This is a genomic window from Halopiger thermotolerans (assembly GCF_054654555.1).
This window is the reverse complement of record NZ_BAAIEU010000004.1, coordinates 1,323,087-1,347,744: the sequence shown is the minus strand read 5'-3', so window position 1 is coordinate 1,347,744 and position 24,658 is coordinate 1,323,087. Positions and strand designations below refer to the sequence as shown.

The window sequence follows — 24,658 nt, the reverse complement described above, 5'->3', positions numbered from 1 at the left end:
AGCAACTGTTTGTACAGCAGACTTCGATTCGAATGAAGAAGTTTACTAGAGAACTAGATACTAGTCTAGTCCAGACAAAACAAGAAGTAAGAAAGAAGTGGACGGAAACGTGCTCGGACGATCCGATCCGAGAATCCCGCCGGACGTCACGATCGCTCGGTCACGACCGCTCGAGGACAGCATCGTCACCGTCACCACCGCTATCGCTGTCATCGTCGTTACCGCTGTCATCGTCGTTACTGCCGTCACCACTGCTAGCACCGCCATCACCGTCAACTGAGTCATCCCCCGCCGCGAACGCATCACTTTTCCACACCCGCTCGATACCTCCCGTATGATCGGTTCACGCGACTCGGCTCCGCGATCCCCGCTCCCGCTCGAGACACACCGGTCCGGAACAGTAGCACGACCGTTCGCCTCCACCGCGAGTAGCCGGCGATAGCCAGCCATGACGGACGACACTACTCCCGATGGGTCGGCCGATTCGAACGCGAATCTCCCCGACGAGCGAACGCCGCCCGCCGTCGCCGTCGTCGACGCCCAGTCGCCGGGCAACGTCGGCACGATCGCGCGAGCGATGAAGAACTTCGGCTTCGAGGACCTCCTGCTGATCGATCCCCCCGAACTCGATCCCGACGGCGAGGCCTACGGCTTCGCGGGCCACGCTCGAGAGGACATTCTCCCGAACGCGACCGAGATCACGTTCGACGAACTCGTCGAGAACTACCACACGATCGGCTGTACGGCGGTGACCAACGAAGACGACCGCAGCCACATGCGGTTCCCGTTCTCGACGCCGGCGGACCTCGCCGAGCGGCTGCCGACCGTCGAGGCGCCGACGGCGCTGGTCTTCGGCCGCGAGCGCATCGGCCTGACCAACGAGGAACTCGAGCGGATCGACGAGATCTGCTCGATCCCGGCCGCCGAGGAGTATCCGGTGCTCAACCTCGGCCAGGCGGCGACGGTCACGCTCTACGAACTCCGGACGCTGACCCTGGACGACGACGACACGCAGCTGCCGGACCTCGAGCGCGTCCGCGCGCCCGAGCCGATGTACGACCGGCTCTACGATCAGTGGGCGGCGCTGCTCGAGGAGATCAACCACCCCGACGAGAAGCGCGAGAAGACGATGCGGATGCTCCGGCGCGTCCACGGGCGTGCCGATCTCACGAAGCGCGAGGCAAACACGCTGCTTGGGCTGCTTAGGCGCGCGACGGAACGGCCCGCAGAGCAGTCGGAGTCCGACCAGTCCAGCCGGTAGCGGTCGATCTCGCCCGTATCCGTCCAGTATCGTCTGTGACCGCATTGACATATTTTCCGACGGGAGGCCAGTACAATAATGTGGGTTAAGCGGTGACTCCCACCGAATGACTACGTTCGATCGACGAACTGCGCTGTCGCTCGTCGGCTCCGGGATGATCGCCCTGGCGGGCTGTTCGGAAACCACCGACTCCGGAAACGGCGACGACGCAGACGGTTCCGAGGAGGGGACTCGAGGCGGGCAATCGACCGGCGACGCCGACGTATCGCTCGGGACGGAACGCCCGTCGTACGCGTCCGTCCTTCCCGACACCGACGGCACCGGCTACTTCTACGGGGCGATCGACGTCGAGACGATGGCGTCGCTGCTCGAGGGTTCCGACGCCGAAGCGGGGACGGAACCGAGCGATCCGCTGCTTGGGAATCCGATCCTCGTCGCGCTGTACTGCTCGCACGCCATCAGCCTGCTCGGGAACTCGCCCAGCCTCGAGGCGTATCAGGCGAACGGCGAAACCGATCAAGCTGAGGGCACGCAGGAAACGTTCGTCTTCGCCGACGGGGTCTACGCGTTCGTCGGCGCGTACGACTTCGACGGTCTCACGGCCGACCTCGAGGCCACCAGCGCCTACGAGCCCGAAACCGTCTCCGACGAGTACGCGACGTATACGGACGGCGAGACCGGCGAGGTCGTCGGGGTCACGGACGAGGTCTTCGCCTTCTCCGCACCCAGCGGGAGCGACTCCGACTTCGATCCGGTCACCGCGGTCGAGCGAACCGTCGCGACGGCCGCCGGCGAGCGCGAGCCGAAACACGCGGTCGACGACGGGTTCGACGCGCTCCTCCGTGCGGGCGCGAACGACGGGATCGCGCTCGGCCTCGCCACGACCGACGACGAATTCGCGGCCGAAACGCTCGAGAACGCCTCGGACGACGCGGACCAACTCACGTTCGCCTTCGACGCGTTCGAGGGCGCGAACGGGCTCCACCAGCACCTCTCGGTCGGGAACGGCGAGGGCACCGACGCCAGCGCGCGCGCCATCGCGACCTACGCCGATGCGGACCGTCTCGACATCGGCCGCCTCGAGTCGGAATCGGCGCTGGGAACGGACGCCGATTCGGTCGATATCGCGGTAGTTCGGGACGGGACGACCGCCGTGGTCGACGCCGAGTACGCGGGCGACCTGGTCGACGAGTAGGCGCTTTTCGTTCTGGCGGTCAACTCGAGGCCGCGTCTGACGACGGCGCGCTCGGCGTGCCCGTCCAGAGCCACGTCCCCGCGACGGTCGCGAAGAGAGCGACCGCCAGCGCGACGGTCAGCCAGAGCGCGCGCCCGATCCCGACGACCTCCGCGAGCACGCCGACGACGGCCGGCGCGGTCGCGATCCCAGCGTAGGTCGCGCCGGTCGTTAGCGCGGTCAGCGGACCGCTGTACTCCGGCGCCGCTTCGACGGCGTAGGCCGACAGCACGGGGAAGACGCTCGAGAGTCCCGCGCCGGCGACGAAGACGGCCAGAAAGAGCGCGGGACCGGTCACTCCCGAAAAGGCGACGGCGAGCGACGGAATCGTCGGCAGCGTCGCGACGAGCAGGAGGACGAGCGCGGGCACCCGATCGATCGCGACCGTGTAGCTGAGCCGCGCGGGCATGTACGCGAGCAGGTACACCGACAGCAGCAGGTTCGCCGTCGTCGTCGGGTAGAAGGTGCCGGCGTAGTAGGCGAGCCACGTAAAGAGGATCCCCTCGACGGCGCCGACCAGCGCCATGCCGACGCAGGCGGCGACGACCGACCGCCGCCGAAGCAACTCTCGCAGCGCGGCTCGAGAGAGCGACCGCTCGGCATCGACCGCGGGGAGGTCGGTTCGGCCCGCGACGAGGACGGTCGGGACGAAACAGCAGGCGATGACGACGAACACGGCCCGCCAGTCGGCGACGGTCACCACGGCGCTGACCAGTTGCGGACCGAGCACCGCGCCGACGGCCCAGACGAACGCGTAGGCCGCGTAGACCCGTCCGCGACGCGCCGCGTGGAGGTGGCTCAGCACCGCGCGATCGAGGCCGCGGAAGACCCCGGCGGCGCCGCCCTGAACCAGGAGAGCGCCGAGAAAGACGAGATAGACCGGCGCCGCCGCCATCGCGGCGAGCGCGCAGACGACGCCGACCGCGCCCAGCGCCATCGTTCGGCGGATCGGCAGCCGACCGGCGAGCAGCCCCGTTGCGACGACCGCGAGGACGAATCCCGCGGTTCCCGCCGGCGCGACCAGCCCCAGCGCGGCTTCCGAGACGTCGAACGCGGTCCCGAGTTCCGCGAGGATCGGGCCCCGCGCCTGCATCGCGATCGCGTCGCCGAAGACGAACAGGAAGATGCCGAGCGTCCAGATCCGAACGCGGTTCATACCGTGTTGGTCACATGCGGACGGAAAACCTTCCGGCTACAGGTAAAATCCGTGTCCGGCTTCGACCCGGTCCTCGGGGCGGACTCAGTCGTCCCCCGGCTCGAGGCCCACGCCGCCGTCGGTGTGCGCGTCCGATCTGCCGTCCGCGGCCCGCGAGTCGGTCGCGAACGGCGCCGGCCGGCCGATCCCGCTCGAGCGCACGAGCTCGTACAGCGCCCGGCGCTTGACGATGACGAAGCCGGCGAGGATCGTCAGCAGGCCGACGATCGTCAGCGAGTCGACGACGTAGCCCACGACGACCCAGCTGACGCCCATCGCGACCACTGGCTCGGCGTAGCTGACGAGAATGACCTGCGTGGCCCCGCTGCGCTCGAGCAGTTCGAAGTAGAGGAAGAACGCGAACACGCCGGAGACGAGCGTCAGGTAGCCGAAGGACAGGAGCGTCTCCGTCGTGTACGCGATCGACGACATCGACTCGCCGCGGACGGCCGCCCATGCGAGTAGGACGCCGGCGCCGATGAGCATCGCCCACGCCTGCAGCGTCTCGATCGGCAGATCCGACTCGATCGGGCGGGTGAGCACGCTCCCGAGGGCGAACGCGATCGCCGACCCGAACACGAGCGCGACGCCGAGCGGGACGTCGCCGGCGAGCGTCGCCGACGAGGGCTGGACCACGAGGATCACGCCGACCAGACCGAGCACGAAGCCGACGACGCCGGCGGGCGCGAGTCGCTCCTCCGGAAGCAGGAGGCCGGCGAACGCCGCGGTGAGAATCGGGGCCGTGCTGACGACCGTCGCGGCGACCGCCCCGGGGACGTACAGTTCGCCGAGATAGAGGAGGCCGTGGTAGAGCGCGATGACGAAGACGCCCGCGACGCCGGCCGCGAGCCACTCCGTGCGCGTCTCCGGCCGCACCTGGTCGGTCGCGACCGCCGCGTAGCCGAGCACGATCGCGCCGGCGATCGCGTACCGAAAGCCGGCGAACAGCAGCGGCGGCACGTACTCGAGGCCGATTTTGATCGCCACGAACGAGCTTCCCCAACAGAGCGCCAGTATCGAAAAGAGCACCGCTTCGCGGTACCCGTCTGGCACTGATCCGAGTAGAGTCATACTCGATTCGAAATCAGTTCTCCTACTTAGAAGCTTCTGCCAAATTCCGCGATTTCTCGAATTATGAATCACACATATGGATACTATCCGAACGGAAGCCGGATGACGGTCGGCTCGTTGGAGAAAAATACAATTATATCGAACGAAAGACACACGTTCGCGGGCACGGAAGTCCCGCTATGGACGAGCGCGACATCCGGCTGCTGAAGGCGATCTCCGAACTCGAGACGGGCAGCCCCGAGCAGCTCCACGAGGAGACCGGCATCCCGGTCTCGACGATCCACTACCGGCTCAACAACCTCCGCGAGGAGGGGGTCATCGAAAACGACCGGTACGACATCGACCTCGAGGAGTTGGGCCTCGGGGTCACCGTCCTGGTCCAGATCCACGCCGACTACCAGGGCTCCTACGAGGAGTTCGCGGACCGGCTGCTGACCGTCGAGGGGGTCACGAACGTCTACTTCACGATGGGCGAGACGGACTTCATCGTCATTGCCCGTCTGAGCGGCAGCGAGATGGTCGAGCGACTGATCGCCGAGTTCGAGCAGATCGAAGGCGTCGAGCGCACCGACTCGACGTTCGTCATCTCGGCGATCGAGGAACGGGACGCGCTCCAGAGCTACGAGTTGGAGACGCTGCTCGCGGAACTCGTCGACGACTGAGAAGACTCGAGAGAGACGCTACGACGCTCGGTCGGCCTCAGGCCCGCTTCTGGATCTCCTCGCGCAGCAGTTGGCTCACGAGGTCGCCGTCTGCCTTCCCGCGGAGCGCGCCCATGCACTCGCCCATGAGCCCGGAGAAGGCCTGCATCCCTTCTTCTTCGACCTGCGCCTCGTTGCGCTCGACGACCTCGACGACGGCCTCGCGGACTTCTTCCTCGTCGGCGCCGCCGAGTCCGGCCTCCTCGGCCGCCTCCTCGGCGGTTCGGTCGGGATCCTTTGCGAGGGCGGTCAGCAGGTCCGGCACGCCCTCGTTGGGCAGGTCGCCCTCCTCGACCATCTCGAGGACGCCTTTGAGGTGCTCGTCGGTCAGGTTCTCGACGGCCACGTCGTCGCGGCGCAGTTCGGTCAGCGTCGACTCGAGGGTGGTCGCGGCCAGCGTCGGATCGACGCCCTCGCCGACGACCTCCTCGAACAGCGGCATATACTCGCCGTAGGCGACCTGCTCGGCCAGGCCGGCGTCAAGGTCGTATTCCGCCTGGTAGCGCTCGACCTTCTCGGTCAGCAGTTCGGGCTCGGGCACCTCGCTCGGGTCCGGCTCGACCGGCGGCACGTCCGTCTCGGGGTACATCCGCGCCGCACCGGGAAGCGGGCGCAGGTAGCGGGTCGTCCCGTCGTCGTTCGCGCCGCGGGTCTCCTCGGGGACGCCCTCGAGGGCGGTTTCGGCGCGCTCGACGACGGCCTCGATGGCGCTCTCGGCAATCTCGGTCTCGTCGGCGACGATGGCGACGGCGTCGTCGGGGCCGGCGCCGACCGCGTCCCGAAGTTCCTCGACTTCCTCCTCGGTGACGCCGTAGGCCGGCAGTTCGTCGGTGTGGAAGATGCCGCCCGCGCCGTGGCGCTTGGCGTGGTCGGAGAACTCGGTGCCGAGGCGGCGGTCGGGCGCGATCTCGCGGCCGACCAGCCCGTCGAAGCCGTACAGCGGGACGCCCATCACGGAGCCGCCAGAGTTCAGGGCGCCCTGAATGACGCCGCTGTCGGTGTCTTCGAACACGTCGGTCACGTCCGCGGGCTCGCCCACGGAGGCGTCGCGTTCGATCAGTTCGTCGGCGATCTCGACGAGTTCGACCTGCCGGCCGACCTCGTTGCGGACGATGTCGTCGATGTCGTCGAGACTCTGGACGCCCTTGATTTCGACGCGGGCGCCCTCCTCGATCGAGACGTTGACGTCCTGGCGGATCGTCCCCAGGCCGCGCTTGACCTTGCCCGTCGAGCGCAGCAGCATGCCGATCCGCTCGGCCGCCTCGAGGGCCTGCTCGGGCGTCGAGATGTCCGGGCTGGTGCCGATCTCGACCAGCGGGATGCCGAGCCGATCGAGACTGTAGCGGACGCCGTCGTCGGTTTCCGCGACGCGCTGGGCGCTCTCCTCCTCGAGCATGAGGTCCTCGATGCCGACCGCGCCGTCGTCGGTCTCGATCTCGCCGTCGGTCGCGATCAGGGTCGAGCGCTGGAACCCGGTCGTGTTCGAGCCGTCGACGACGATCTTGCGCATGACGTGGGCCTGATCGACCGGGCTCATGTCCATCAGCTGGGCGATCTCGAGGACGGTGTCGAGGGCTTCCTCGTCGAGTTCGTGGGGCGGCTCGTCGTCCTCCTCGACGAGGCAGGTCGTGTCGTAGGCGAGGTACTCGAACTCGCGTTCGACCTTGCTCTCCTCTAAGGCGGCCTCGTCGATCTCGCCGAGTTCGCTGCGGGTGGGATGGAGGTAGCGCGTGAAGGTGCGCTGGGCTTCCTCGGGTTCGCGAAGCTCGGTCGGACACTGGCAGAACAGCTTCGTCGCCGTGTCGAGTTGCTGGTGGATCTCCAGCCCGGCGACGAGTCCGAGCTCGTCGTAGTCGTACTCGGTCTCAGTCATTGCCCGAGTCTGGGAGGCGGAGGGGTAAAAAACCGTCCAGTTGCGAGTTGCGACCGTTCGCTCCGATCCGCCGGGCCGCGACCCGCTCGAGGCGCCGCGATGCTCGTCGCCGCAGCCGCGAACCGGTCACTCGTCGGACTCGTTGCTACCGTACCCGCTCTCGGACTCGTTCATCCCGCTGTGGTCGTGCCCGTGATCCCCGTGCTCGTGGGGCTCAAGGTCGAACGATTCGCCGAGTTCGACGTCTCCGCGCATGTTCTCCGGGTGGTACTCGCAGTAGTACTCGGCCGCGTCCTCGCTCGGCTCGAACGTCATCGAGACGGCTTCGCCCGCCGTCTCCGAGGAGTCCGAGGTCTCGAGTTCCTCGCCGTCCTCCGATTCGACGATCAGTTCGTGTTCGGCGCCGTCGACGTTGATCCAGACCAGTTCGTACTCCTGGCCCGTCTCGAACTGCAGCGTCGGATTCTCCTCGCCCTCGATCTCCTCGGGCGAGACGCCGTACCAGTACTCCGTGCGACCGGCGAGGATGATCGGGAGCTGCTCCGATTCGTCCCCGCCGCCGTCGCTATCGTCGGTTTCGTTTTCTTGAGCGGCCGCGCCGGCTGCCAGCCCGGTCGTTGCCGCCGTCGCGCCGAGAATCTTGAGCGCCGTGCGCCGCGTTCGGTCGGTGTCTGTGTCGGTGTCGGTCATCCACCTGCGACGACTCCGATGGCAGAGAAAAAGCTGCACTCACGTTTCCGCTGTCAGAGTCCGATTGCGCCCCGAAACGGCGACACATTCGCACTCCGGTCGACGAACCCGGTGCACCGGATAGCGCTAACGCATAGTTACGTTCGCCACGCCGACGGTAGCGTCGCGACGACCGCGTCGCTCCGTCCGTGCGGGTAATTCCGACTTGAACCGTCTCAATCGTCGGTCGAATCGACCGCCGACGTCGACTGCGACCGCGACCGGTCCTCCGATCGTGCCGCGGACGCCGCCCGCACCGCCTCGAGCACGTCCTCAACCGATGCTTCGACCGCTCGTTCGCGAAGCGTCGCGTACCGCTCTCGAGCCGCTGCGCCGGCGAAGTTGCGGTCGGCGAACGGACGGGTTTCGACGACGACCGGCGGGACGGTCTCTGGAAGCTCCTCGAGAAGCCTTGCGGTTCCAGCGCCGGCGACGAAGTCCGCGAGGACGACGACGTCGGCGTCCCGAACCGTCCCGTCGACGGCCGACCGGTCCGCGCTCGAGAGTCCCGAAAACGGATCGACCTCGAGGGCGTCCGCCTCGAGCGAGCGGGCGAGTTCCGCCGCGGCGTCGCCGGACGGAACCGGACCGACGGAGGCGTCGACGCCGGCGGTCTCGAGGCGGGCGAGGACGCCGGCAGCAGCGGTCCCGGTGCCGAGGACGTGCACGCGATCCGGAAGCGCGGTCGTCGCGTCGGAATCTCCCGCTAACGCCGTCACCGTCTCGCTTCCGGTCACCGGGTTCGGCGTCACGACCGCACGCGCGTCGAACGACTCCGCGAGTGCGTCGCTCGTGAGCACGTCCGACGGTGGCCCCTCTCGATATACCGCCCCGTCGGCCAGCAGGACGAGCCGATCGCAGTACCGCGCGGCGAGATCCAGATCGTGGATCGCCGCCACCGCGGTCCGCCCCTCCGAGACCAGTTCGCGGACCAGCTCGAGCGTCTCGACTTGGTGGTTAATATCGAGACTCGCCGTCGGTTCGTCGAGTACGAGCGCGGGCGTCGCCTGCGCGATCGCGCGGGCGAGGACGACCCGCTGGCGCTGGCCGCCGCTGATCTCGTCGATCGGCCGATCCGCGAGGTCGGCCGTTCGGGTGCGCTCGAGGGCCTGTTCGACGGCCGCCCGGTCCTCGGGTTGCGGCGGCGCAAACCGCGAGCGGTGGGGGTGCCGGCCCATCTCGACGACGTCCCGCACGTCGAAGGAAAAGGAGAGCGTCGTGTCCTGCGGGACGACGGCGACGAGCCGACTCGAGGCCCGCGCGGAGACGTCGTGGACGTCGGTCCCGTCGATCGCGACGGTTCCCGCATCGGGCTCGAGCGCGCCGCTGATCGTCCGCAGGAGGGTTGTCTTTCCGGCGCCGTTCGGTCCGACGAGGCCGACGAACTCGCCGGGCTCGACGGTCAGGGAGACGTCGTCGAGGACCGAGAGGTCGCCGAACGCGTGCGAGACGTTTTCGACGGCGACGGTCGCAGGTTCGGGACTCGGGAGCGCCGCGTCGTCTCCGTCCGCACCGCGGCCGGCGTCGCTCACACCGAATGCACCTCCCGACGAACGAGCAGGAACAGGAAGAAGGGCGCCCCGAGCGCGGCCGTCACGATCCCGACCGGGACCTCGGCCGGCCCCGCTCGAGCGAGCGTGTCCGTCGCGACGAGGAAGGAGGCGCCGGCGAGCGCGCTGGTCGGCAGCAGGATGCGGTGGTCGGGGCCGACGACCAGCCGCATGATGTGGGGGACGACGAGGCCGACGAAGCCGATGACGCCCGCGACGGCGACGCCGGCGGCGGTGACGACGCTGGCCAGCGCGAGCAGGAGGAGCTTGGTCCGTTCGACGTCGACTCCGAGGTGGTGGGCGTCCTCCTCGCCCAGCAGGAGGACGTTCAGGTCGCGGGCGAACGCACAGAGCGCGAGGACGCCGACGAGGGCGAACGGGAACGCGAAGCGGACGTCGCCCCAGGTGCTGTTGCCGAGGTGGCCCATCAGCCAGACGACGGCCTCGCGGAGGCTGTCGCCGCTGTGGACGAGCATGTACGAAATCGCCGCGCCGAGGAAGGCCTGGACGGCGACGCCGGCAAGAAGCAAGGTTGCGACCGGCGTCCGGCCCCCCTCGGTCGCGATCGCGTAGACGAGAAACGCCGTCGCCAGCGCGCCGACGAACGCCGCGAGGTGGAGGCTGCCGAACGGCACGAGCGCCGGGAACGCGATCGCGGCGACCGCGCCGGCCGCCGCGCCCGAGGAGACGCCGATGATCGACGGATCGGCCAGCGGATTCCGGAAAAATCCCTGCATGACGGTCCCGGCGGCCGCGAGGGCGAAGCCGACGACCGCGGCCAGCGCGATCCGCGGGAGTCGCACGTCGGCGACGATCGTCTGGTGGGCCGCCGAGACGTCGTACGCGCCGACCCCCGCGCGGTTCAGGATCGCCCGCACCACCGTGGGCGCGTCGATCCGGACCGGCCCGAGCATCGCGCTGGCGACGACGACGACGACCAGCAACGCCGCGAGCGCGACCGTCCACGAGATAATTCGGCCCGGCTGCGGCACGATTGCAACCTCGCTTGCAGTAGTCAAGTATTTGTTGGGCTCGAGTGGATGTACGGGACATGCGACGACTACTGATCCTGCTCGTCACCGCGACCGTGCTCCTCGCCGGTGCGGTTCCCGCCGGCGTCGTCGGGACCCCATCGGCGGCCGGACAGTCGACGGCGGAGACGGCACAGCTAGCACAGACACAGGACGGCCCGACCTGCGAGTATCCGCTGACGCTCGAGGACGCGACGGGCGAGGAAATCACGATCGAGGAGGAACCCGAGTCCGTCGTGGCCCTCCAGCCCAGCGACGCCCAGACGCTGTACGAGATCGGCGCCGAGGAGAAGGTCGTCGGCATGCCGGTCGGCCCCTACACCGACTACCTCAACGCGAGCGCCGAACTCGACATCACGCAGGACGACGGCGTCACGCCAGTCGCGGAGAAAGTCATCGACCGCGAACCCGACGTCGTCCTCGCGGCCAACGCCCTCGAGGGCGACGACGTGATCGATCAGCTCCGCGAGGCCGGGCTGACGGTCTACGTCTTCCCCACCAGCAAATCGCTGGACGGCGTCGCCGAGAACGTCCGGCTCACCGGACAGATCGTCGGCGAGTGCGAGGGCGCCGCGGACACCCTCGAGTGGATGAACGAGCGCCTCGAGATCGTCGACGAGGCAATATCCGACGAGGACCGGCCGCTCGCCTACTACGCGATGGGCGGCGGCTACACCGCCGGTAACGGCACCTTCCAGGACGAGATCCTGACCACGGCCGGCGTCGACAACCTCGGTGCGGAAGCCGGCCTCGAGGGCTGGGCGACCATCAGCGAGGAGGTCGTCGTCGAGGAAGACCCCGAATGGATCGTCTACGGCGACTCCGCCGAGGAGCCGCCGGTTCGTGAGTCCGTGACGGCGACGACCGCCTACCAGAACGAGCGGTTCGTCGCGGTCAACGACAACTACATGAGCCAGCCCGGCCCGCGCGTCGTCCTCGCGATCCAGGAGATCGCCAGCGAGGTCCACCCCGACGCGTACGCGGAGGCCGAGGACGAACTCGAGGCCGCGGACGGGAACGAGACCGAAACCGAACCCGAGGACGGCGGCACCGACGACGGCGCGAGCGACGAGAACGGAACGGACGCCGGAGCGGGCGGATCGAACGAGACCGAGAGCGGCGGCGGAGGCGACTCGATCCCCGGCTTCGACGTTCCCGTCGCCGTCGTCGGGACGCTCGCCGCAGCGGCGCTGCTCGTCCGTCGCCGGTAGGTGCGAGCCGCCGGATCGATTCGCGAGCGCCGCGACTCGTTTTGAAAAGGGTTTACACCACGGCCTGCGCAGACGAACGTATGGTCGAGAACGTCATCTGGCCCGCCTACCTCGATGCGAACCTCTCGCGATCCGAGGGGCGGCGCGTCTCGGAGGATCTGGCCGTCGAGGAGCCGACGGTCGACGAGATCGCCAAGGCGGTCCAGCAGATCGGATACGACGCGACGATCGAGCGGGACAAAGCCTACTCTCGAGAGCCGTGGGCCCAGCGCGGCCGGGTCGTCGTCCGCGGGGCCGAAGATTCGACGAAAAACGACCTCGTCCAGGCCGTCGCGGCGTACGTCGTCGCGATGCGCGAGTGAGATGCGTCGGGTCGGCTCGGTCGTCCGCACCGCGCAGGGACTGGCCGTGTTGCGGGCGGACGACGGTGACGGTGGCGACGGCGACGCGGACGCTCACCGAAACGAGATCGGCACCGCCGTTCTCGACGACAACCTCGAGGAGGTCGGCCGCGTCGTTGACGTCTTCGGGCCAGTCGATCGGCCCTATCTGGCGGTGACGCCGGACGACGACGTGCACCTGCCGTCGCTGGTCGGATCGACGCTGTACGCCCGATAGCGGTCCCGGCCCCGGTGGCGGTCGCTGGCCATCGCGGACGGAAACCGCCGACCGCGGCCTTCCTCGTCGCCCGCGGTCGTTCCTCGGCGAGCGGACGTGTAACAAAAACACCATAGGAGCGGGGGCCAAACGCCGCGCTATGAACGACGACCGGAAACGGGTTCTCGTCGCCGTCGGCGTGACGGTGCTGCTCTTTCTCAGCATCCAACTCGGTGCGCTGGCGCTGCTCGAGCCGTTCGACGAGGCCGGACGGCAGGCCGTCGACGATCCGGCGAACCCGACCAACAGCATCGTCTACTTCGGGATCATCCTCGTCGCGACCGGGTTCATGCTCGCGGCGTTCAAGTTCGACCTCCAGTGGCTCATTCGCGGGCTGATCATCGCGGTCAGCGTCATGCTCGCGTGGTACGTCCTAAGCGAGTTCGTGCCGCCCGTGGTCACGGTCGGCTCGACGAACGCCCTCGCCGCGGCGGCCGCCGTCGGCGTCGGCGCGGCCCTCTACTTCTATCCCGAGTGGTACGTCATCGACGGCGCCGGCGCCCTCATCGGGGCCGGCGCCGGCGCCCTGTTCGGCATCAGTTTCGGGCTCCTCCCGGCGCTGCTGTTGCTGACCGTGCTGGCGGTCTACGACGCCATCAGCGTCTACGGCACCGAACACATGCTCGACCTCGCCGAGGGCGTAATGGACCTCAAGATCCCGGTCGTCCTCGTCGTGCCGACGACGCTCTCGTACACCTACCTCGATCCGGATAGCACGGCCGAGACGCTCGAGGACGGCGGGAACGACGCCGCGTCCGGTTCCGGTTCTGGTTCCGATTCTGCCTCCGATTCCCGAGCGCAGACTGACGCCGACGACGACGAGGAGCGCAACATCGACCGCGACGCCCTGTTCATCGGCCTCGGCGACGCCGTCATCCCCACGATCCTCGTCGCGAGCGCGGCCTTCTTCCTCGAGGCCGGAACGATCTCGGTGCCGTTCATCGCGCTGAACTGGGCGGCGCTGGGCGCGCTCGCCGGGACGCTCGCCGGACTGCTCGTGCTGCTGTACATGGTGCTCAAGGGCCGCGCGCACGCGGGGCTGCCGCTGCTCAACGGCGGCGCGATCGGCGGCTACCTGCTCGGCGCGCTCGCAAGCGGCGTGTCGATCGTGACTGCGATCGGCCTGTAGCGGGCCGTTAGCGGCCGTTCTTCTTCCCCACGGCTCTCGAATCTCGGCGCCATCGCCGTCGCCCGCTCGAGTTCGTGTCGATTCGCACGGAACCGACCGAGTGGGGCGGGTACGTGGCCGCGTCGCTTTGCACTCTCCTACGGTGACTCGCGGTCGAAAACAGATTGAAGGCCGAACGCTCGAGGCGCGATCGGCGGAACCGTTACTCGCCCGACGGCAGTCGGTACGTCGGCCCCTCGTCCGTATCCTGCACCTCGATGCCCATGGCCTCGAGTTCGTCGCGCAGTTCGTCGGCGCGCTCGTAGTTGCCAGCGTCCCGTTCCCGCTCGCGGACCTCGAGCACGAGGTCGACGACGTCGCCGGCGAGGTCGGCCGACCCGGTCGTCTCGCCCGTAAAGGAGAGGCCGAGCACGTCGCCGAGTTCCTCGAGGGCCTCGACGGCCTCGCGGAGGCCGCGGTAGTCGTACTCGTCGTTGTCGTCGACGTGGGCGTTGATCTCGCTCGCGACCGAAAGCAGCGCGGACTGGGCCTCGCGGGTGTTGAAGTCGTCGTTCATGGCCTCGACGAACGCCTCGCGGGCCGCCGCGACGGCCTCGCGGAAGTCTTCGTCCGCGACTTTCGTCCGCGCGTCCGGGGAGTCGAGGGCGTCGACGGCGGCGTCGTAGGCGCGCTCGAGGCGCTCCCAGCGCTCCTCGGCCTCGGCGATCGTCTCGTCGGAGTACAGCTGCTTGCTGTTGTACGACCCCGCGGTCAGGAAGGTCCGCAGGACGTTCGTGCCCCACTCGTCGACGGCGTCCTCGACGGTGACGAAGTTGCCCAGGCTCGAGGACATCTTCTCGTCGTCCATCTGGAACAGTTCGCAGTGGAGCCAGTACTTCGCGAACTGCCGGTCGGTCGCGGCCTCCGACTGGGCGATCTCGTTCTCGTGGTGGGGGAATACCAGGTCGCGGCCGCCGACGTGGAGGTCCAGCGTCTCGCCCAAGTGGGTCATGCTCATGGCCGAGCACTCGATGTGCCAGCCGGGCCGTCCCTCGCCCCACGGCGACTCCCAGGTCAGGGACGTTTCGCAGGCTTCCTCGGCGGGCGCCGCGTCCTCGTGGCGGTGCTCCTCGACCGCGTCGGCGTCGACGCCGCCGGCCTTCCAGAGCGCGAAGTCGGCGGGGTGGCGCTTCTCGGAACGCTCGTCGGGGTCGCCCTGGGACTCGATCTCCTCGAGGTCCTGGTTGGAGAGCTTGCCGTAGTCGCCGAACTCGGTGACGTCGAAGTACACCGAACCGTTGGACTCGTAGGCGTAGCCCTTCTCGACCAGCGTCTCGACGAGGTCGACGATCTCGGGGACGTGCTCGGACACCCGCGGGTAGACCTCCGCCCGCAGGAGGTTCAGCGAGCGCATGTCCGCGAGGGTGCGCTCGATGTAGCTCTCGGCCACCTCGTCCTCGCTCTCGCCGACGTCGCCCTCGCCGACGCGGGCGACGATCTTCTCGTTGACGTCGGTGAAGTTCTCGACGTGACGCACGTCGTAGCCGAGGTACTCGAGCCAGCGGTGCATGACGTCGACGTGGACCCACGACCGCGCGTGGCCCAGGTGGGGCGGGTCCGAGACCGTCAGGCCGCAGTAGTAGAGCAAGACGTTCTCCGGGTCCTGCGGCTCGAACGGCTCCCGTTCGCCCGTCAACGTGTTCGTCACGTGCAGGGTCATTACCGGCACTTCCCCCGGCTGAAAGTTAAGCGGTGTGATGCCCCGCGAACGTCCCGCTCGAGCCTCGCCGACGCTCCGGCTACCCGGCCGACCGACGATTGGACGGATTTGCCAAAACCGCCTTTGACGGCCCCTCCGAAGCCGGAACCGCGATGGTCCGCGACGATTCCGACTCGCCGCTGCCCGTCCCGCTTCGCGCCCTCCGAGCCGACGAGACGCTCGCCTCGTCGATCCCGCCGTTTGCGCTCCGTCGACGGCGCCGACTGCTCGCCCATCTCGAGTCCGCCGCGGGAGCCGTGACCGTCTCCGCGCTCGTCGATGCGCTGGCCGACGAGGCGGCCGCGCCGACGCTCGGGCGCGGAGACGGTCGCGATTCGCTCCGCGTCCGACTCGTTCACGTCGACCTCCCGCGACTCGAGGCGACGGGAGCGGTCGCCTACGATCCGGCGGACGAGACCGTGCGGCTCCTCGAGGCACCTGACTGGTATCGGCCGGCGAGCGGCTGATCGACGGCCCGACGGGGTTCGGCGACGTCGCCGAACCCCGGGGAGCGCTCGACGTTCGATCCGCGCCGACCGGCAGGAGATTTATTCCCGTCAGCGCCCACTAGGCGTACATGCATACCCAATCGGACGCCACGGGCCCGGGGTTTTGGGGAGGGGCGGACGACGACGTGGCGCTCCAGCGGTTTCGGACCCTCGTCGAGACGATCGACGACGGACTCTACCAGCTCGACGCGGCCGGCCGCTTCGTCGCGGTCAACGACGCCGTCGTCGAGACGACGGGCTACTCGCGCGACGAACTGCTCGGCGAGCACGTCACCCTCCTGCTCGACGATGCCGACGTCGAGGCGATCGAGCGTGAACTGGCCGACGCCCTGAACGGCGGGGACGAGGCCGGCGCGCCCGACTCGCTCCCGACCTTCGAACTCGCGATCAGAACCGTCGACGACGACACGGTCCCCTGCGAACTGCGGGTGTCGCCGATCACCGCCGACGGCGAACTGCGGGGCACGATCGGCGTCGCTCGAGACCTCGCGGAGACGAAAGAGCGGCTGCAGACCCTCGAGTCCGTGCGGGCGCCGGACGGGCCAAACGTCGGCGTCCTCGTGCTCGACGACGCGCTCGAGGTCTCCTGGGTCGACGACACGGCCGCGGACTTTCTCGACCTCGACCGGGAGGCCGTCGTCGGCCGGGACGGCCGGACGGTGGTCGAGGAGACGATCGCGGACCGCCTCGCGGCGCCGGAGCCGTTCGTCAGGAGCGTCCGCTCGACCTACGACGAGGGGAGCTACCTCGATCGGTACGAGTGTCGCGTCACCGGCGACGACGGCAAGTCGCGCTGGCTCGAGTACCAGAGCAAGCCGATCGAATCCGGGGAGTACGCCGGCGGCCGGATCGAGCTCTACTACGACATCTCCGACCGGAAGCGATCGGAGAGCGACCTCCGGGAGAGCCGGGAGGCGTTCGAGTCGCTGGTCGACGCCGTCAAGGAGTACGCGATCTTCCGGCTGGACGCCGACGGGACCGTCATCAGCTGGAACCAGGGCGCGAAGCAGATCAAGGGGTACGACGCCGACGAGATCATCGGCGAACACTTCTCGACGTTCTACACGCAGGAGGACCGTGCGGAGGGGGTCCCCGAGCGAAACCTCGAACTGGCCCTCGAGAACGGCTCCGTCGAGGACGAGGGGTGGCGCGTCCGTCAGGACGGCTCCCGGTTCTGGGCGAACGTGACGATCACGCCGGTCCGGGACGCCGACGGGACCCACCGCGGCTTCCTGAAGGTGACCCGCGATATGACGGACCGCTGGGAGCGCGAGCAGGAACTCGAGAGCGAACTGCAACAGATCCTCGGTCGCGTCTCGGACGCGTTCTACGCGGTCGACGATGAGTTCCGCTTCACGCACGTCAACGACCGCGCCGCCGAACTGCTCGAGCGATCGGAGGACGAACTGCTCGGCGAGCGCCTCTGGGACGCCTTTCCCGACCTCAGGGAGTTCGACGAAGTGTGGGACGCGTTCCACACGGCCCTGGAAACGCAGGAGCCGACCAGCTACGAACTCTACTACGACACGCTCGGCTTCTGGGTCGAGGCGAACCTCTACCCCTCCGAAACCGGGATCTCGGTGTACTTCCGCGACGTCACCGAGCGGGTCCAGCGCGAGCGCGAACTCGAGCGGACGGAGCGGCGCTTCGAGGCGATCTTCGAGGATCCGAACATCCTCGTCGGCCTGCTCGAGCCCGACGGGACGGTGATCGACATCAACGGGACGGCGATGGAGTACATCGACGCCGACCTCGCGGACGTGACCGGCGCCCCGTTCTGGGAGACGCCGTGGTGGGGCGAGGGCGACGGCGTGCAGGACGACGTCCGTGAGTGGACCGAGCGCGCGGCCGCAGGCGAGTACGTGAACTTCGAGACCGACCTCACGCGGCCGAACGGCGAGTGGTACACCCTCAACGGCGTCTTCCGCCCCGTCACGAACGACGACGGCGACGTCGTCTCGATCGTCGTCTCCGACCGCGACATCACCGAGCGCAAGAAACGCGAGCGCGAACTCGAGGAGTCCGAGCAGCGCTACCGGACCCTCGCCGAGCACTTCCCGAACGGGCTCGTCACCCTGTTCGACCACGACCTCGACTACACCCTGGCGGCCGGCCAGGGGTTCGACAAGATCCCCGTCGAGCCCGACGACCTCGAGGGCGAGAACTTCTACGACGTCTGGCCCGAGGAGACCGTCGACGACCTCGAGCCGGCGATCCTGGCCGCGCTCGAGGGCGAGCAGGAGTCGGTCGAACTCGAGTACGCCGGCCGGGAGTGGGTCCTCTACGCGGTGCCGATCACCGACACCCGCGGCGACGTCTTCGCCGGGGTGACGATGGCCCACGACATCACCGAGCGCAAGAAGTACCAGCGGCAACTCGAGGAGACGATCGCGCAACTCGAGGAGTCCAACGAGCGCTTAGAGCAGTTCGCCTACGCGGCCTCCCACGACCTGCAGGAACCGCTGCGGATGGTCTCGAGTTACCTCCAGCTCATCGAGGACCGGTACGCCGACGAGTTAGACGAGGACGGCGAGGAGTTCATCGAGTTCGCGGTCGACGGCGCCGAGCGGATGCGGGAGATGATCGACGCCCTCCTGGCCTACTCGCGGGTCGAGACGCAGGGGGACCCGATCGAACCGATCGCCCTCGAGCCGATCCTCGACGACGTCCTCGAGGATCTGCAGTTCCAGATCCAGGAAACGGACGCCGAGATTACGGTCGCGGACCTCCCGCGGGTCGAGGGCGACGCCAGCCAGCTGCGCCAGGTGTTCCAGAACCTGCTGTCGAACGCCCTCGAGTACAGCGGCGACGCGCCGCCGCAGGTCCACGTCGACGCCCGGCGGCGCGGCGACCGCTGGGTGATTTCGGTCGCCGACGAGGGGATCGGGATCGATCCCGACGAGCAGGAAGCGGTCTTCGACGTGTTCAAACGCCTCCACAGTCGGGACGAACATCCCGGCACCGGGATCGGACTCGCGCTGTGCCAGCGGATCGTCGAACGCCACGGCGGCGAGATCTGGGTCGACTCCGAACCGGGCGAGGGAGCGACGTTCTCGTTCACGCTGCTGGCCGCCGACGACCGGGCGTAAGATGCCCGGCCTCGAGCCGTAACCGTCGGCGCTCGAGGCCGAACCGCCCGATTCTACACGATCGTTCGTGTGCTGACCGGCGCCCTTTTCCCTTCGCGTCCACTCGAATCGATAGCCGCTCTCCCCTCTCCCATGAGTAAGACAAATTCCTCCCCCGGCGACGACGTTCTCGATCTCGAGCGCCCCCTGAACGCCCTGGCGACGAGCCCCGACTTCCGCGGCCCCGTCGAACAGGTCGAGGGCGAGTTCTGCAACGACCACTTCGCCCTGATCTACGACTCCCCCGAGGACCAGTTCGCGGCGGTCGTTCCGTTCCTCCGACAGGGTCTCGAGCGCGGCGAGCGGTGCGTCTACGTCACGGACGAGGGGTCCGTCGACGAGGTGCGGGCGGCGCTTCGAGACGGAGGAATCGACGTCGCATCCGCCGTCGAGTCGGGCTCGCTGGTCATCGAGACGTTTCAGGACACCTACCTCCGGAGCGGGACCTTCGACGTCGACGACATGATCTCGTTCTACGGCGACGTCATCGACGAGGTCAACGCCGAGTACGAGGGCTTTCGCCTGGCGGCCGAGATGACGTGGATCCTCGAGAGCGACGTCTCGGTCGAGGACACGATGACCTACGAGAGCAAGGTCAACGAACTATTCGACGACGAGGACGCGGTCGCGGTCTGTCAGTACGATCGCAACCGGTTCCCGCCGGCGGTCGTCCGCGACGTCGTCCGCGTTCACCCCCACCTCATCTACGACGACACCGTCTGTCACAACTTCTACTACACGCCGCCCGAGGAGTTCTGCGGCCCGAACCAGCCGGCCCACGAACTCGATCGAATGCTCGGCACGATGCGCGACCGCACCGAGGCGAAAACCAAGCTTCAGGAGCGAGAACGCTACCAGCAGCGCCAGAACGAGATCATCGCCGACCCCGACCGCTCGTTCGAGGAAAAGCTCGACGCGCTGTTCGATCTGGGATGCGAGCGATTCGACCTCGACCTCGGCGGCATGGCCCGCGTCGATCCGGCCGACGACCGGTTCGAACTCGAGTACGTCAGCGACGAGCACGAGCGACTGGAACCGGGTACCGAACTGCCGCTGTCGGAGACCTTCTGCGCCCTCGCGGCGGAGACGAACGCGGTCGCGGACGTCGCCGATCCCGAGGCTGCGGGGTGTGACGACGTCCTCGCCTACCGCGAGTTCGGCGTTCGGTCGTACCTCGGCACGTACGTCGAGATCGACGGCGGCCCCGACCGAACGTTCGCGTTCGTCGGCGAGACGACCCCGGACGAGCCCTTCACCGAGGACGAACGCGCCTTCCTCCGCTCGATGGGCCAGTGGGTCAAGTACGAACTCGAGCAACACGAACGCGAGCGCGAACTCGAGCGCACGGTCGACCGCCTCGAGACCTCGAACGAGCGCCTCGAGCAGTTTGCCTACGCCGCCTCCCACGACATGCAAGAGCCCCTGCGGATGGTCTCGAGCTACCTGCAACTCATCGACCGCCGCGACGACGAGCTCTCCGCGGAGACCCGCGAGTACCTCGAGTTCGCGGTCGACGGCGCCGAGCGGATGCGCGCGATGATCGACGGCCTCCTGCAGTACTCGCGGGTCCAGTCCCGCGGCGGCCCGCTCGAGCCGACCGATCTCGAGGCCGTCGTCGCGGACGTTCGCGACGACCTGCAACTCCGCCTCGAGGAGACCGACGCGGACCTGACGGTCGGGGATCTGCCCCGGGTTACGGGCGACCCTGAACAGCTCCGGCAACTGTTCCAGAACCTGCTCGACAACGCGATCACGTACTCGGGCGACGAGCCGCCGCGGATCGATATCGCGGCCGAACGCACTCCCGACGGTGACGCGTGGACGATTTCGGTCCGCGACGACGGCATCGGCATCCCGCCCGCCGAACAGGAGCGGATCTTCGAGCTCTTCGACCGACTCCACAGCCGGGAGGAGTACGCCGGGACCGGGATCGGGCTGGCGCTGTGCCAGCGGATCGTCGAGCGCCACGGCGGCGAGATCAGCGTCGAGTCGGAGCCGGGCGAGGGGTCGACGTTCGCCGTCACGCTGCCGGTCGCGAGCGAGCCGTAGCGGCGGACTGGCAGCGATTCCGCGGGTTCCAGCTTACTCGTTCTCGTCGCCCGCCGGCGCGACGACGCCCTCGAGCGCGGCTTCGACCGCTCGCACCGCGTTGGCCCCCTCGAGTCGGTCGACGACGATCACCATCGTTCCCTCCGCGGCGGCGACGGCCGCCGCCGTCGGCGACACGTCCTCGATCGAGAGCCGCGCGAGCGCGTCGGCCAGCGCGGCCGGATCCACGTCGCCGGTCGCGACGATCGCGGTCCGGTCGCCGTCGACGGGACCGAAGGCCGCGCCGCCGACGGTCAGCAGCGCGTCGTCCCCGCCGCTCTCATCTCCCTCGAGCGGGCCGATTCCGCTCTCCATGCGGACCTGTATGTCCCGCGACTCGGTCTCGTAGTCGGGCACCTCCTCGGCGTACCGGCGCAGCGCCGTCGCGATCGCGTCGGTGTCGCCCTCGAGGCCGTCGGCCGCGAGAAAGCGGGCGGCGGCGGTGTAGTTGACGACGCCCGCGCGAAGCGCCGTCAGGAGGAACGGGTGGTCGGCGACGGCCCGGCGCGTCTCGGCTGCCAGTGACATACCGGGGGGCGCGTCCCGAATCGGCATAAAGTCGCCGCCATCCACGGAGGGCCGGTATCGCGAACACGAACAGGGCTAAACCCCTGCGGCCCCTCGAGACCGGTATGACCGCGTCCGAACCAGATGCCTCCGCTTCCGCCGCCACAGAGGACGACGTCCGGGAGGCCGTCTCCCTGTTCCTCCGGCGGAACTTCCCCCAGATCGAGCTGCACGGCGGCGAGTCGACGATCACCGAGGTCGACCTCGAGGAGCGGCGCGTCGGGATCAACCTCACCGGCGCCTGCAGCGGCTGCGGCGTCAGTCCGATGACGACCCAGGCGATCCAGCGCCGGCTCCCCGACGAGATCGACGCGATCGATTCGGTCAGCGTCAGCACGGGCTTCGACGGGCTGTCCGAGGACTCGGGCTCGGGACCGGACGTCCCGCCGGACGTGCCGTTCTGAGCCACCGCGGCCGCCGGCGTCCTCGACCACACCCCTTTTGCCGCAAGCGCCCCTTCGACCCCGTATGAAACCCGACGAGGTCGAGCGACTCATCGAATCGGAACTCGAGGACGCCGAGGCGACGGTCACGCACGCCCGCGACGAGCACGACGAGGACCACCTCGCGGCGACCGTCGTCTCGCCCGCGTTCGAGGGGCTGCCGCTGGTGCAACAGCACCAGCAGGTGTACGACGCCCTCGACGATCACATGACGACCGACATCCACGCCCTCGAGCTGTCGACGTACACGCCCGAGGAGTACGAGGACCTCGAGGCCTAGGGCGGACGACCCGATTCCGGCCCGGCCGTGACCGTCGTGTCCGATCGCTCCGACCGCCGCGCACCGCGCGTCGAAACGCGACCCGCACGTTTATCCACCTCTGTTGATAGGATTGCGTATGGAAGCGCTCAACCCCCGCATTCGACTCCTCTGGATCGGGCAGGGGCTGCTCGCGGCGATCGTCGTCGGCGTCGCCCTCGCGGCCGTCGATCAGGTGCTCTTCGACGTGCCCACGGCCGCGATCGGCGGCGTCGCCGTCCTCGTCCTCCTGCTCGGCGCCGCCTACGCCGTGCGGCTCTACCAGGTCTGGCAGTTCGAACTGCAAGCGGACGCGCTCTACCTCGAGCGGGGCGTCGTCACGTTCGTCGAGACCGCGGTCCCGTTCGTTCGCGTCCAGCACGTCGACACGCAGTTCGGGCCGATCGAGCGCGTCTTCGGCCTCTCGAGCGTGGTCGTCTACACGGCCGGCTCGCGGAACGCGGACGTCCGGATTCCGGGGCTGACGCCCGACCGCGCGCGGGAACTGCAGGACACCCTTCGCGAACTCGCCGTCGAGAGCGAGGCCGAGGACGCCGTCTAACGTTCCCACTATGACTATGAACCGCTTACATCCCTTCAGCGCGGTCACGTACGCGCTCCGGTACGCCTTCCTCGGGCTCTGGCTGCCGCTGTTCCTCGTGGGCACGCTGGCCAGCATCTTCGACCCGATACAGGGGAGTTGGACGGTCGTCGCCGCGCCGCTTGGCTTCCTCGTCGGGCTCGCCTACGGCATCGCGTACTACTACCGGTTCGGCTACCGCGTGACCGAGGACACCGTCGACGTCGCCTCCGGCGTGTTCGCCCGCCGCTCTCGAGAGATCCCCTACGGCCGGATCCAGAACGTCGACATCCGGCAGGGCGTCGTCCAGCGCCTGCTCGGGCTGGCCGTCGTCTCGATCGAGACCGCCGGCGGCGGCGAGACCGAGGCGACGCTGTCCGTCGTCGGCGAAGACGAGGCGGACCGGCTTCAGGCGGAGATCCGCCGCCGCACCGCGAGCGTCGCGGAACGCCGTCAGGAACGGGACCGGAACCGCACGCGAGAGTCGGACGCGGACGTCGAACCTGGGTCCGAACCTGAACCCGAATCCGAACCCGAATCGGACACGGCGGCGCCCGACTCGCGTTCGGACGCCGAACGGCCGGCCCCGCAGCGTCGCCAGCGGCTGTTCGAACTCGCGGACTCGGAGCTGCTCCTGTACGCGTTTACCACGTTCCGTCCGGCCGCCAGCGCCGCCGGCTTCTTCCTGTTTTTCTTCGCGACCGACGCGGTGATCGAGGGCTTCCTCGCCGCTGCAGCGCCGTTCGGCGGGCCGCAGGACCTCGGATCCGGCGACGCGCGCAGCTACGGCGTCCTGACGATCGTTTCGGGGCTGCTCAGCGTCGGCGTCACCTACCTCTTTAGCGTCGCGTACACGTTCGCGACGTACTACGGCTTCCGGCTCGGTCGGATCGGCGACGACTTCGTCTACGAGCGCGGCCTGCTCCAGCGCTACAGCGGCTCGATCCCCGCCGAGAAGGTCCAGTCGGTCACGGTCACCGACAACCCGCTCCAGCGCCTGCTCGGCTACGCCGGGCTGTGGGTCGAGACCGCCGGCTACGGCCCCGACAGCGACGCCGGCAGCCAGTCGGCGGTCCCGCTGGCCTCGAGCGATCGGATCTTCGCGTTCGCGGAGAACCTCACCGGCGTCGAGACGCCGTCGTTCCGGAGTCCGTCGCCGGTCGCCCGCCGACGCTATCTGGTGCGGTACTCGCTGGTCGCCGCCGCCATCGTCGCCGTCGCGTTCGCCGTCTCGTACGCGACGCCCCTCGAGCGGTGGTACCTCGCCGCCGTCGTCTTCGTCGCGGTGCCGCCGGCGGCCCACCTCCGGTACAAGCACCTGGGCTACTTCGTCGGCGACGACCACCTCGTGATCCGCAGCGGCTTCTGGCGCCGGCGGACGACCGTGATCCCCTACTACCGGATCCAGACGGTTTCGACCCGGCGGTCGATCTTCCAGCGTCGGCTCGGGATCGCCTCGCTGGTCGTCGACACGGCCAGCTCCCGGTCGTTCGTCTGGTCGTCGTCGACGATCTACGACATCGCGCTCGAGGACGCCCACGGCGTCCACGAGACGAGTCGCGAGCGGCTACAGACGGCCTTGCGCGAGCGCGCGGCGGCCGACGATCTCGGCCTGTCGGTCGATTTCACGTGATCGCGTGACGGTATCCGATCCCTGAACCCCGC

The 24,658-nt window shown here is 68.6% G+C and carries 22 protein-coding genes; 14 read left to right on the top strand and 8 right to left on the bottom strand.

The window, feature by feature from the left end:
• The first annotated feature begins 448 nt into the window (after positions 1-448).
• Together ACYQ26_RS14310 and ACYQ26_RS14305 are read left to right on the top strand one after the other, a co-directional pair.
• Entirely contained in the window at positions 449-1,261 is an 813-nt protein-coding gene (locus ACYQ26_RS14310) for an RNA methyltransferase (protein ID WP_459809575.1), read from the top strand.
• Between the two features lie 106 nt (positions 1,262-1,367).
• Complete coding sequence (locus ACYQ26_RS14305) at positions 1,368-2,456, top strand: hypothetical protein (protein ID WP_459809574.1); 1,089 nt, start codon at positions 1,368-1,370, stop codon at positions 2,454-2,456.
• A 19-nt stretch (positions 2,457-2,475) separates the two neighbouring features.
• Here ACYQ26_RS14305 and ACYQ26_RS14300 read toward each other — a convergent pair whose 3' ends face one another.
• Together ACYQ26_RS14300 and ACYQ26_RS14295 are read right to left on the bottom strand one after the other, a co-directional pair.
• The gene (locus ACYQ26_RS14300) at positions 2,476-3,651 is read right to left on the bottom strand and encodes an MFS transporter (protein WP_459809573.1); all 1,176 of its coding nucleotides are present in this window, start codon (positions 3,649-3,651) and stop codon (positions 2,476-2,478) included.
• An 84-nt stretch (positions 3,652-3,735) separates the two neighbouring features.
• Positions 3,736-4,761 (bottom strand): DMT family transporter, encoded by a 1,026-nt coding sequence (locus ACYQ26_RS14295; protein ID WP_459809572.1) that lies wholly within the window; start codon positions 4,759-4,761, stop codon positions 3,736-3,738.
• Between the two features lie 179 nt (positions 4,762-4,940).
• Here ACYQ26_RS14295 and ACYQ26_RS14290 point away from each other — a divergent pair, with 179 nt between their 5' ends.
• A complete protein-coding gene (locus ACYQ26_RS14290) occupies positions 4,941-5,423 on the top strand; it encodes an Lrp/AsnC family transcriptional regulator (RefSeq protein WP_459809571.1) in 483 nt (160 codons plus the stop codon).
• Positions 5,424-5,460: 37 nt separating this feature from the next.
• On the opposite strand, the gene gatE is transcribed toward ACYQ26_RS14290, so the two are convergent.
• From gatE to btuC, 4 genes are all read right to left on the bottom strand, one after another.
• Complete coding sequence (gene gatE, locus ACYQ26_RS14285) at positions 5,461-7,335, bottom strand: Glu-tRNA(Gln) amidotransferase subunit GatE (RefSeq protein ID WP_459809570.1); 1,875 nt, start codon at positions 7,333-7,335, stop codon at positions 5,461-5,463.
• Between the two features lie 126 nt (positions 7,336-7,461).
• A complete protein-coding gene (locus ACYQ26_RS14280) occupies positions 7,462-8,025 on the bottom strand; it encodes a cupredoxin domain-containing protein (RefSeq protein ID WP_459809569.1) in 564 nt (187 codons plus the stop codon).
• A gap of 215 nt (positions 8,026-8,240) precedes the next feature.
• Complete coding sequence (locus ACYQ26_RS14275; protein ID WP_459809568.1) at positions 8,241-9,596, bottom strand: heme ABC transporter ATP-binding protein; 1,356 nt, start codon at positions 9,594-9,596, stop codon at positions 8,241-8,243.
• Positions 9,593-10,606, bottom strand: coding sequence for a vitamin B12 ABC transporter permease BtuC (gene btuC, locus ACYQ26_RS14270; RefSeq protein ID WP_459809567.1), 1,014 nt, complete (start codon positions 10,604-10,606; stop codon positions 9,593-9,595). The genes ACYQ26_RS14275 and btuC overlap by 4 nt, the downstream gene beginning before the upstream one ends.
• A 59-nt stretch (positions 10,607-10,665) precedes the next feature.
• On the opposite strand from btuC, the gene ACYQ26_RS14265 reads away from it, so the two are divergent.
• The 4 genes from ACYQ26_RS14265 (at position 10,666) to ACYQ26_RS14250 (ending at position 13,642) form a co-directional block, all read left to right on the top strand.
• Entirely contained in the window at positions 10,666-11,856 is a 1,191-nt protein-coding gene (locus tag ACYQ26_RS14265) for a PGF-CTERM-anchored ABC transporter substrate-binding protein (RefSeq protein ID WP_459809566.1), read from the top strand.
• Between the two features lie 80 nt (positions 11,857-11,936).
• The gene (gene srp19 / locus ACYQ26_RS14260; RefSeq protein WP_459809565.1) at positions 11,937-12,218 is read left to right on the top strand and encodes a signal recognition particle subunit SRP19; all 282 of its coding nucleotides are present in this window, start codon (positions 11,937-11,939) and stop codon (positions 12,216-12,218) included.
• Position 12,219: 1 nt separating this feature from the next.
• Positions 12,220-12,474: an H/ACA ribonucleoprotein complex subunit GAR1 gene (locus ACYQ26_RS14255; protein ID WP_459809564.1), complete on the top strand. Its 255-nt coding sequence runs from the start codon at positions 12,220-12,222 to the stop codon at positions 12,472-12,474.
• A gap of 139 nt (positions 12,475-12,613) precedes the next feature.
• The gene (locus ACYQ26_RS14250; RefSeq protein ID WP_459809563.1) at positions 12,614-13,642 is read left to right on the top strand and encodes a presenilin family intramembrane aspartyl protease PSH; all 1,029 of its coding nucleotides are present in this window, start codon (positions 12,614-12,616) and stop codon (positions 13,640-13,642) included.
• A gap of 202 nt (positions 13,643-13,844) precedes the next feature.
• On the opposite strand, the gene cysS is transcribed toward ACYQ26_RS14250, so the two are convergent.
• Entirely contained in the window at positions 13,845-15,341 is a 1,497-nt protein-coding gene (gene cysS / locus ACYQ26_RS14245) for a cysteine--tRNA ligase (RefSeq protein ID WP_459809562.1), read from the bottom strand.
• Positions 15,342-15,493: 152 nt separating this feature from the next.
• On the opposite strand from cysS, the gene ACYQ26_RS14240 reads away from it, so the two are divergent.
• From ACYQ26_RS14240 to ACYQ26_RS14230, 3 genes are all read left to right on the top strand, one after another.
• Positions 15,494-15,847: a DUF7344 domain-containing protein gene (locus ACYQ26_RS14240; protein ID WP_459809561.1), complete on the top strand. Its 354-nt coding sequence runs from the start codon at positions 15,494-15,496 to the stop codon at positions 15,845-15,847.
• A 110-nt stretch (positions 15,848-15,957) separates the two neighbouring features.
• Complete coding sequence (locus tag ACYQ26_RS14235) at positions 15,958-18,978, top strand: PAS domain-containing sensor histidine kinase (protein WP_459809560.1); 3,021 nt, start codon at positions 15,958-15,960, stop codon at positions 18,976-18,978.
• 132 nt (positions 18,979-19,110) lie between these two features.
• Positions 19,111-21,066: an MEDS domain-containing protein gene (locus ACYQ26_RS14230; RefSeq protein ID WP_459809559.1), complete on the top strand. Its 1,956-nt coding sequence runs from the start codon at positions 19,111-19,113 to the stop codon at positions 21,064-21,066.
• A 33-nt stretch (positions 21,067-21,099) separates the two neighbouring features.
• Here the strand turns inward: ACYQ26_RS14230 and ACYQ26_RS14225 are convergent, their stop codons facing one another.
• Complete coding sequence (locus ACYQ26_RS14225) at positions 21,100-21,633, bottom strand: DUF7523 family protein (protein ID WP_459809558.1); 534 nt, start codon at positions 21,631-21,633, stop codon at positions 21,100-21,102.
• Between the two features lie 104 nt (positions 21,634-21,737).
• Between ACYQ26_RS14225 and ACYQ26_RS14220 the strand changes: the two genes are divergently transcribed.
• From ACYQ26_RS14220 to ACYQ26_RS14205, 4 genes are all read left to right on the top strand, one after another.
• A complete protein-coding gene (locus ACYQ26_RS14220) occupies positions 21,738-22,076 on the top strand; it encodes a NifU family protein (protein ID WP_459809557.1) in 339 nt (112 codons plus the stop codon).
• Positions 22,077-22,140: 64 nt separating this feature from the next.
• Positions 22,141-22,395 carry a BolA family protein gene (locus tag ACYQ26_RS14215; RefSeq protein WP_459809556.1) on the top strand — a complete coding sequence of 85 codons (255 nt, stop codon included), beginning with the start codon at positions 22,141-22,143 and terminating at the stop codon, positions 22,393-22,395.
• 118 nt (positions 22,396-22,513) lie between these two features.
• Positions 22,514-22,975: a PH domain-containing protein gene (locus ACYQ26_RS14210; protein ID WP_459809555.1), complete on the top strand. Its 462-nt coding sequence runs from the start codon at positions 22,514-22,516 to the stop codon at positions 22,973-22,975.
• Positions 22,976-22,991: 16 nt separating this feature from the next.
• Positions 22,992-24,626 (top strand): PH domain-containing protein, encoded by a 1,635-nt coding sequence (locus ACYQ26_RS14205; RefSeq protein ID WP_459809554.1) that lies wholly within the window; start codon positions 22,992-22,994, stop codon positions 24,624-24,626.
• The last annotated feature ends 32 nt before the right edge of the window (positions 24,627-24,658 follow it).

What these genes read in the sequence shown, in the direction of transcription:
- ACYQ26_RS14305 (WP_459809574.1), top strand. Translation starts at nt 1,368, where the DNA reads ATGACTACGTTCGATCGACGAACTGCGCTGTCGCTCGTCGGCTCCGGG.
- cysS (WP_459809562.1), bottom strand. Translation starts at nt 15,341, where the DNA reads ATGACCCTGCACGTGACGAACACGTTGACGGGCGAACGGGAGCCGTTC.
- ACYQ26_RS14310 (WP_459809575.1), top strand. Translation starts at nt 449, where the DNA reads ATGACGGACGACACTACTCCCGATGGGTCGGCCGATTCGAACGCGAAT.
- ACYQ26_RS14255 (WP_459809564.1), top strand. Translation starts at nt 12,220, where the DNA reads ATGCGTCGGGTCGGCTCGGTCGTCCGCACCGCGCAGGGACTGGCCGTG.
- ACYQ26_RS14295 (WP_459809572.1), bottom strand. Translation starts at nt 4,761, where the DNA reads ATGACTCTACTCGGATCAGTGCCAGACGGGTACCGCGAAGCGGTGCTC.
- ACYQ26_RS14210 (WP_459809555.1), top strand. Translation starts at nt 22,514, where the DNA reads ATGGAAGCGCTCAACCCCCGCATTCGACTCCTCTGGATCGGGCAGGGG.
- ACYQ26_RS14290 (WP_459809571.1), top strand. Translation starts at nt 4,941, where the DNA reads ATGGACGAGCGCGACATCCGGCTGCTGAAGGCGATCTCCGAACTCGAG.
- ACYQ26_RS14220 (WP_459809557.1), top strand. Translation starts at nt 21,738, where the DNA reads ATGACCGCGTCCGAACCAGATGCCTCCGCTTCCGCCGCCACAGAGGAC.
- ACYQ26_RS14280 (WP_459809569.1), bottom strand. Translation starts at nt 8,025, where the DNA reads ATGACCGACACCGACACAGACACCGACCGAACGCGGCGCACGGCGCTC.
- gatE (WP_459809570.1), bottom strand. Translation starts at nt 7,335, where the DNA reads ATGACTGAGACCGAGTACGACTACGACGAGCTCGGACTCGTCGCCGGG.
- ACYQ26_RS14235 (WP_459809560.1), top strand. Translation starts at nt 15,958, where the DNA reads ATGCATACCCAATCGGACGCCACGGGCCCGGGGTTTTGGGGAGGGGCG.
- srp19 (WP_459809565.1), top strand. Translation starts at nt 11,937, where the DNA reads ATGGTCGAGAACGTCATCTGGCCCGCCTACCTCGATGCGAACCTCTCG.
- ACYQ26_RS14250 (WP_459809563.1), top strand. Translation starts at nt 12,614, where the DNA reads ATGAACGACGACCGGAAACGGGTTCTCGTCGCCGTCGGCGTGACGGTG.
- ACYQ26_RS14230 (WP_459809559.1), top strand. Translation starts at nt 19,111, where the DNA reads ATGAGTAAGACAAATTCCTCCCCCGGCGACGACGTTCTCGATCTCGAG.
- ACYQ26_RS14225 (WP_459809558.1), bottom strand. Translation starts at nt 21,633, where the DNA reads ATGTCACTGGCAGCCGAGACGCGCCGGGCCGTCGCCGACCACCCGTTC.
- ACYQ26_RS14215 (WP_459809556.1), top strand. Translation starts at nt 22,141, where the DNA reads ATGAAACCCGACGAGGTCGAGCGACTCATCGAATCGGAACTCGAGGAC.
- ACYQ26_RS14265 (WP_459809566.1), top strand. Translation starts at nt 10,666, where the DNA reads ATGCGACGACTACTGATCCTGCTCGTCACCGCGACCGTGCTCCTCGCC.
- ACYQ26_RS14205 (WP_459809554.1), top strand. Translation starts at nt 22,992, where the DNA reads ATGAACCGCTTACATCCCTTCAGCGCGGTCACGTACGCGCTCCGGTAC.
- ACYQ26_RS14300 (WP_459809573.1), bottom strand. Translation starts at nt 3,651, where the DNA reads ATGAACCGCGTTCGGATCTGGACGCTCGGCATCTTCCTGTTCGTCTTC.
- ACYQ26_RS14240 (WP_459809561.1), top strand. Translation starts at nt 15,494, where the DNA reads ATGGTCCGCGACGATTCCGACTCGCCGCTGCCCGTCCCGCTTCGCGCC.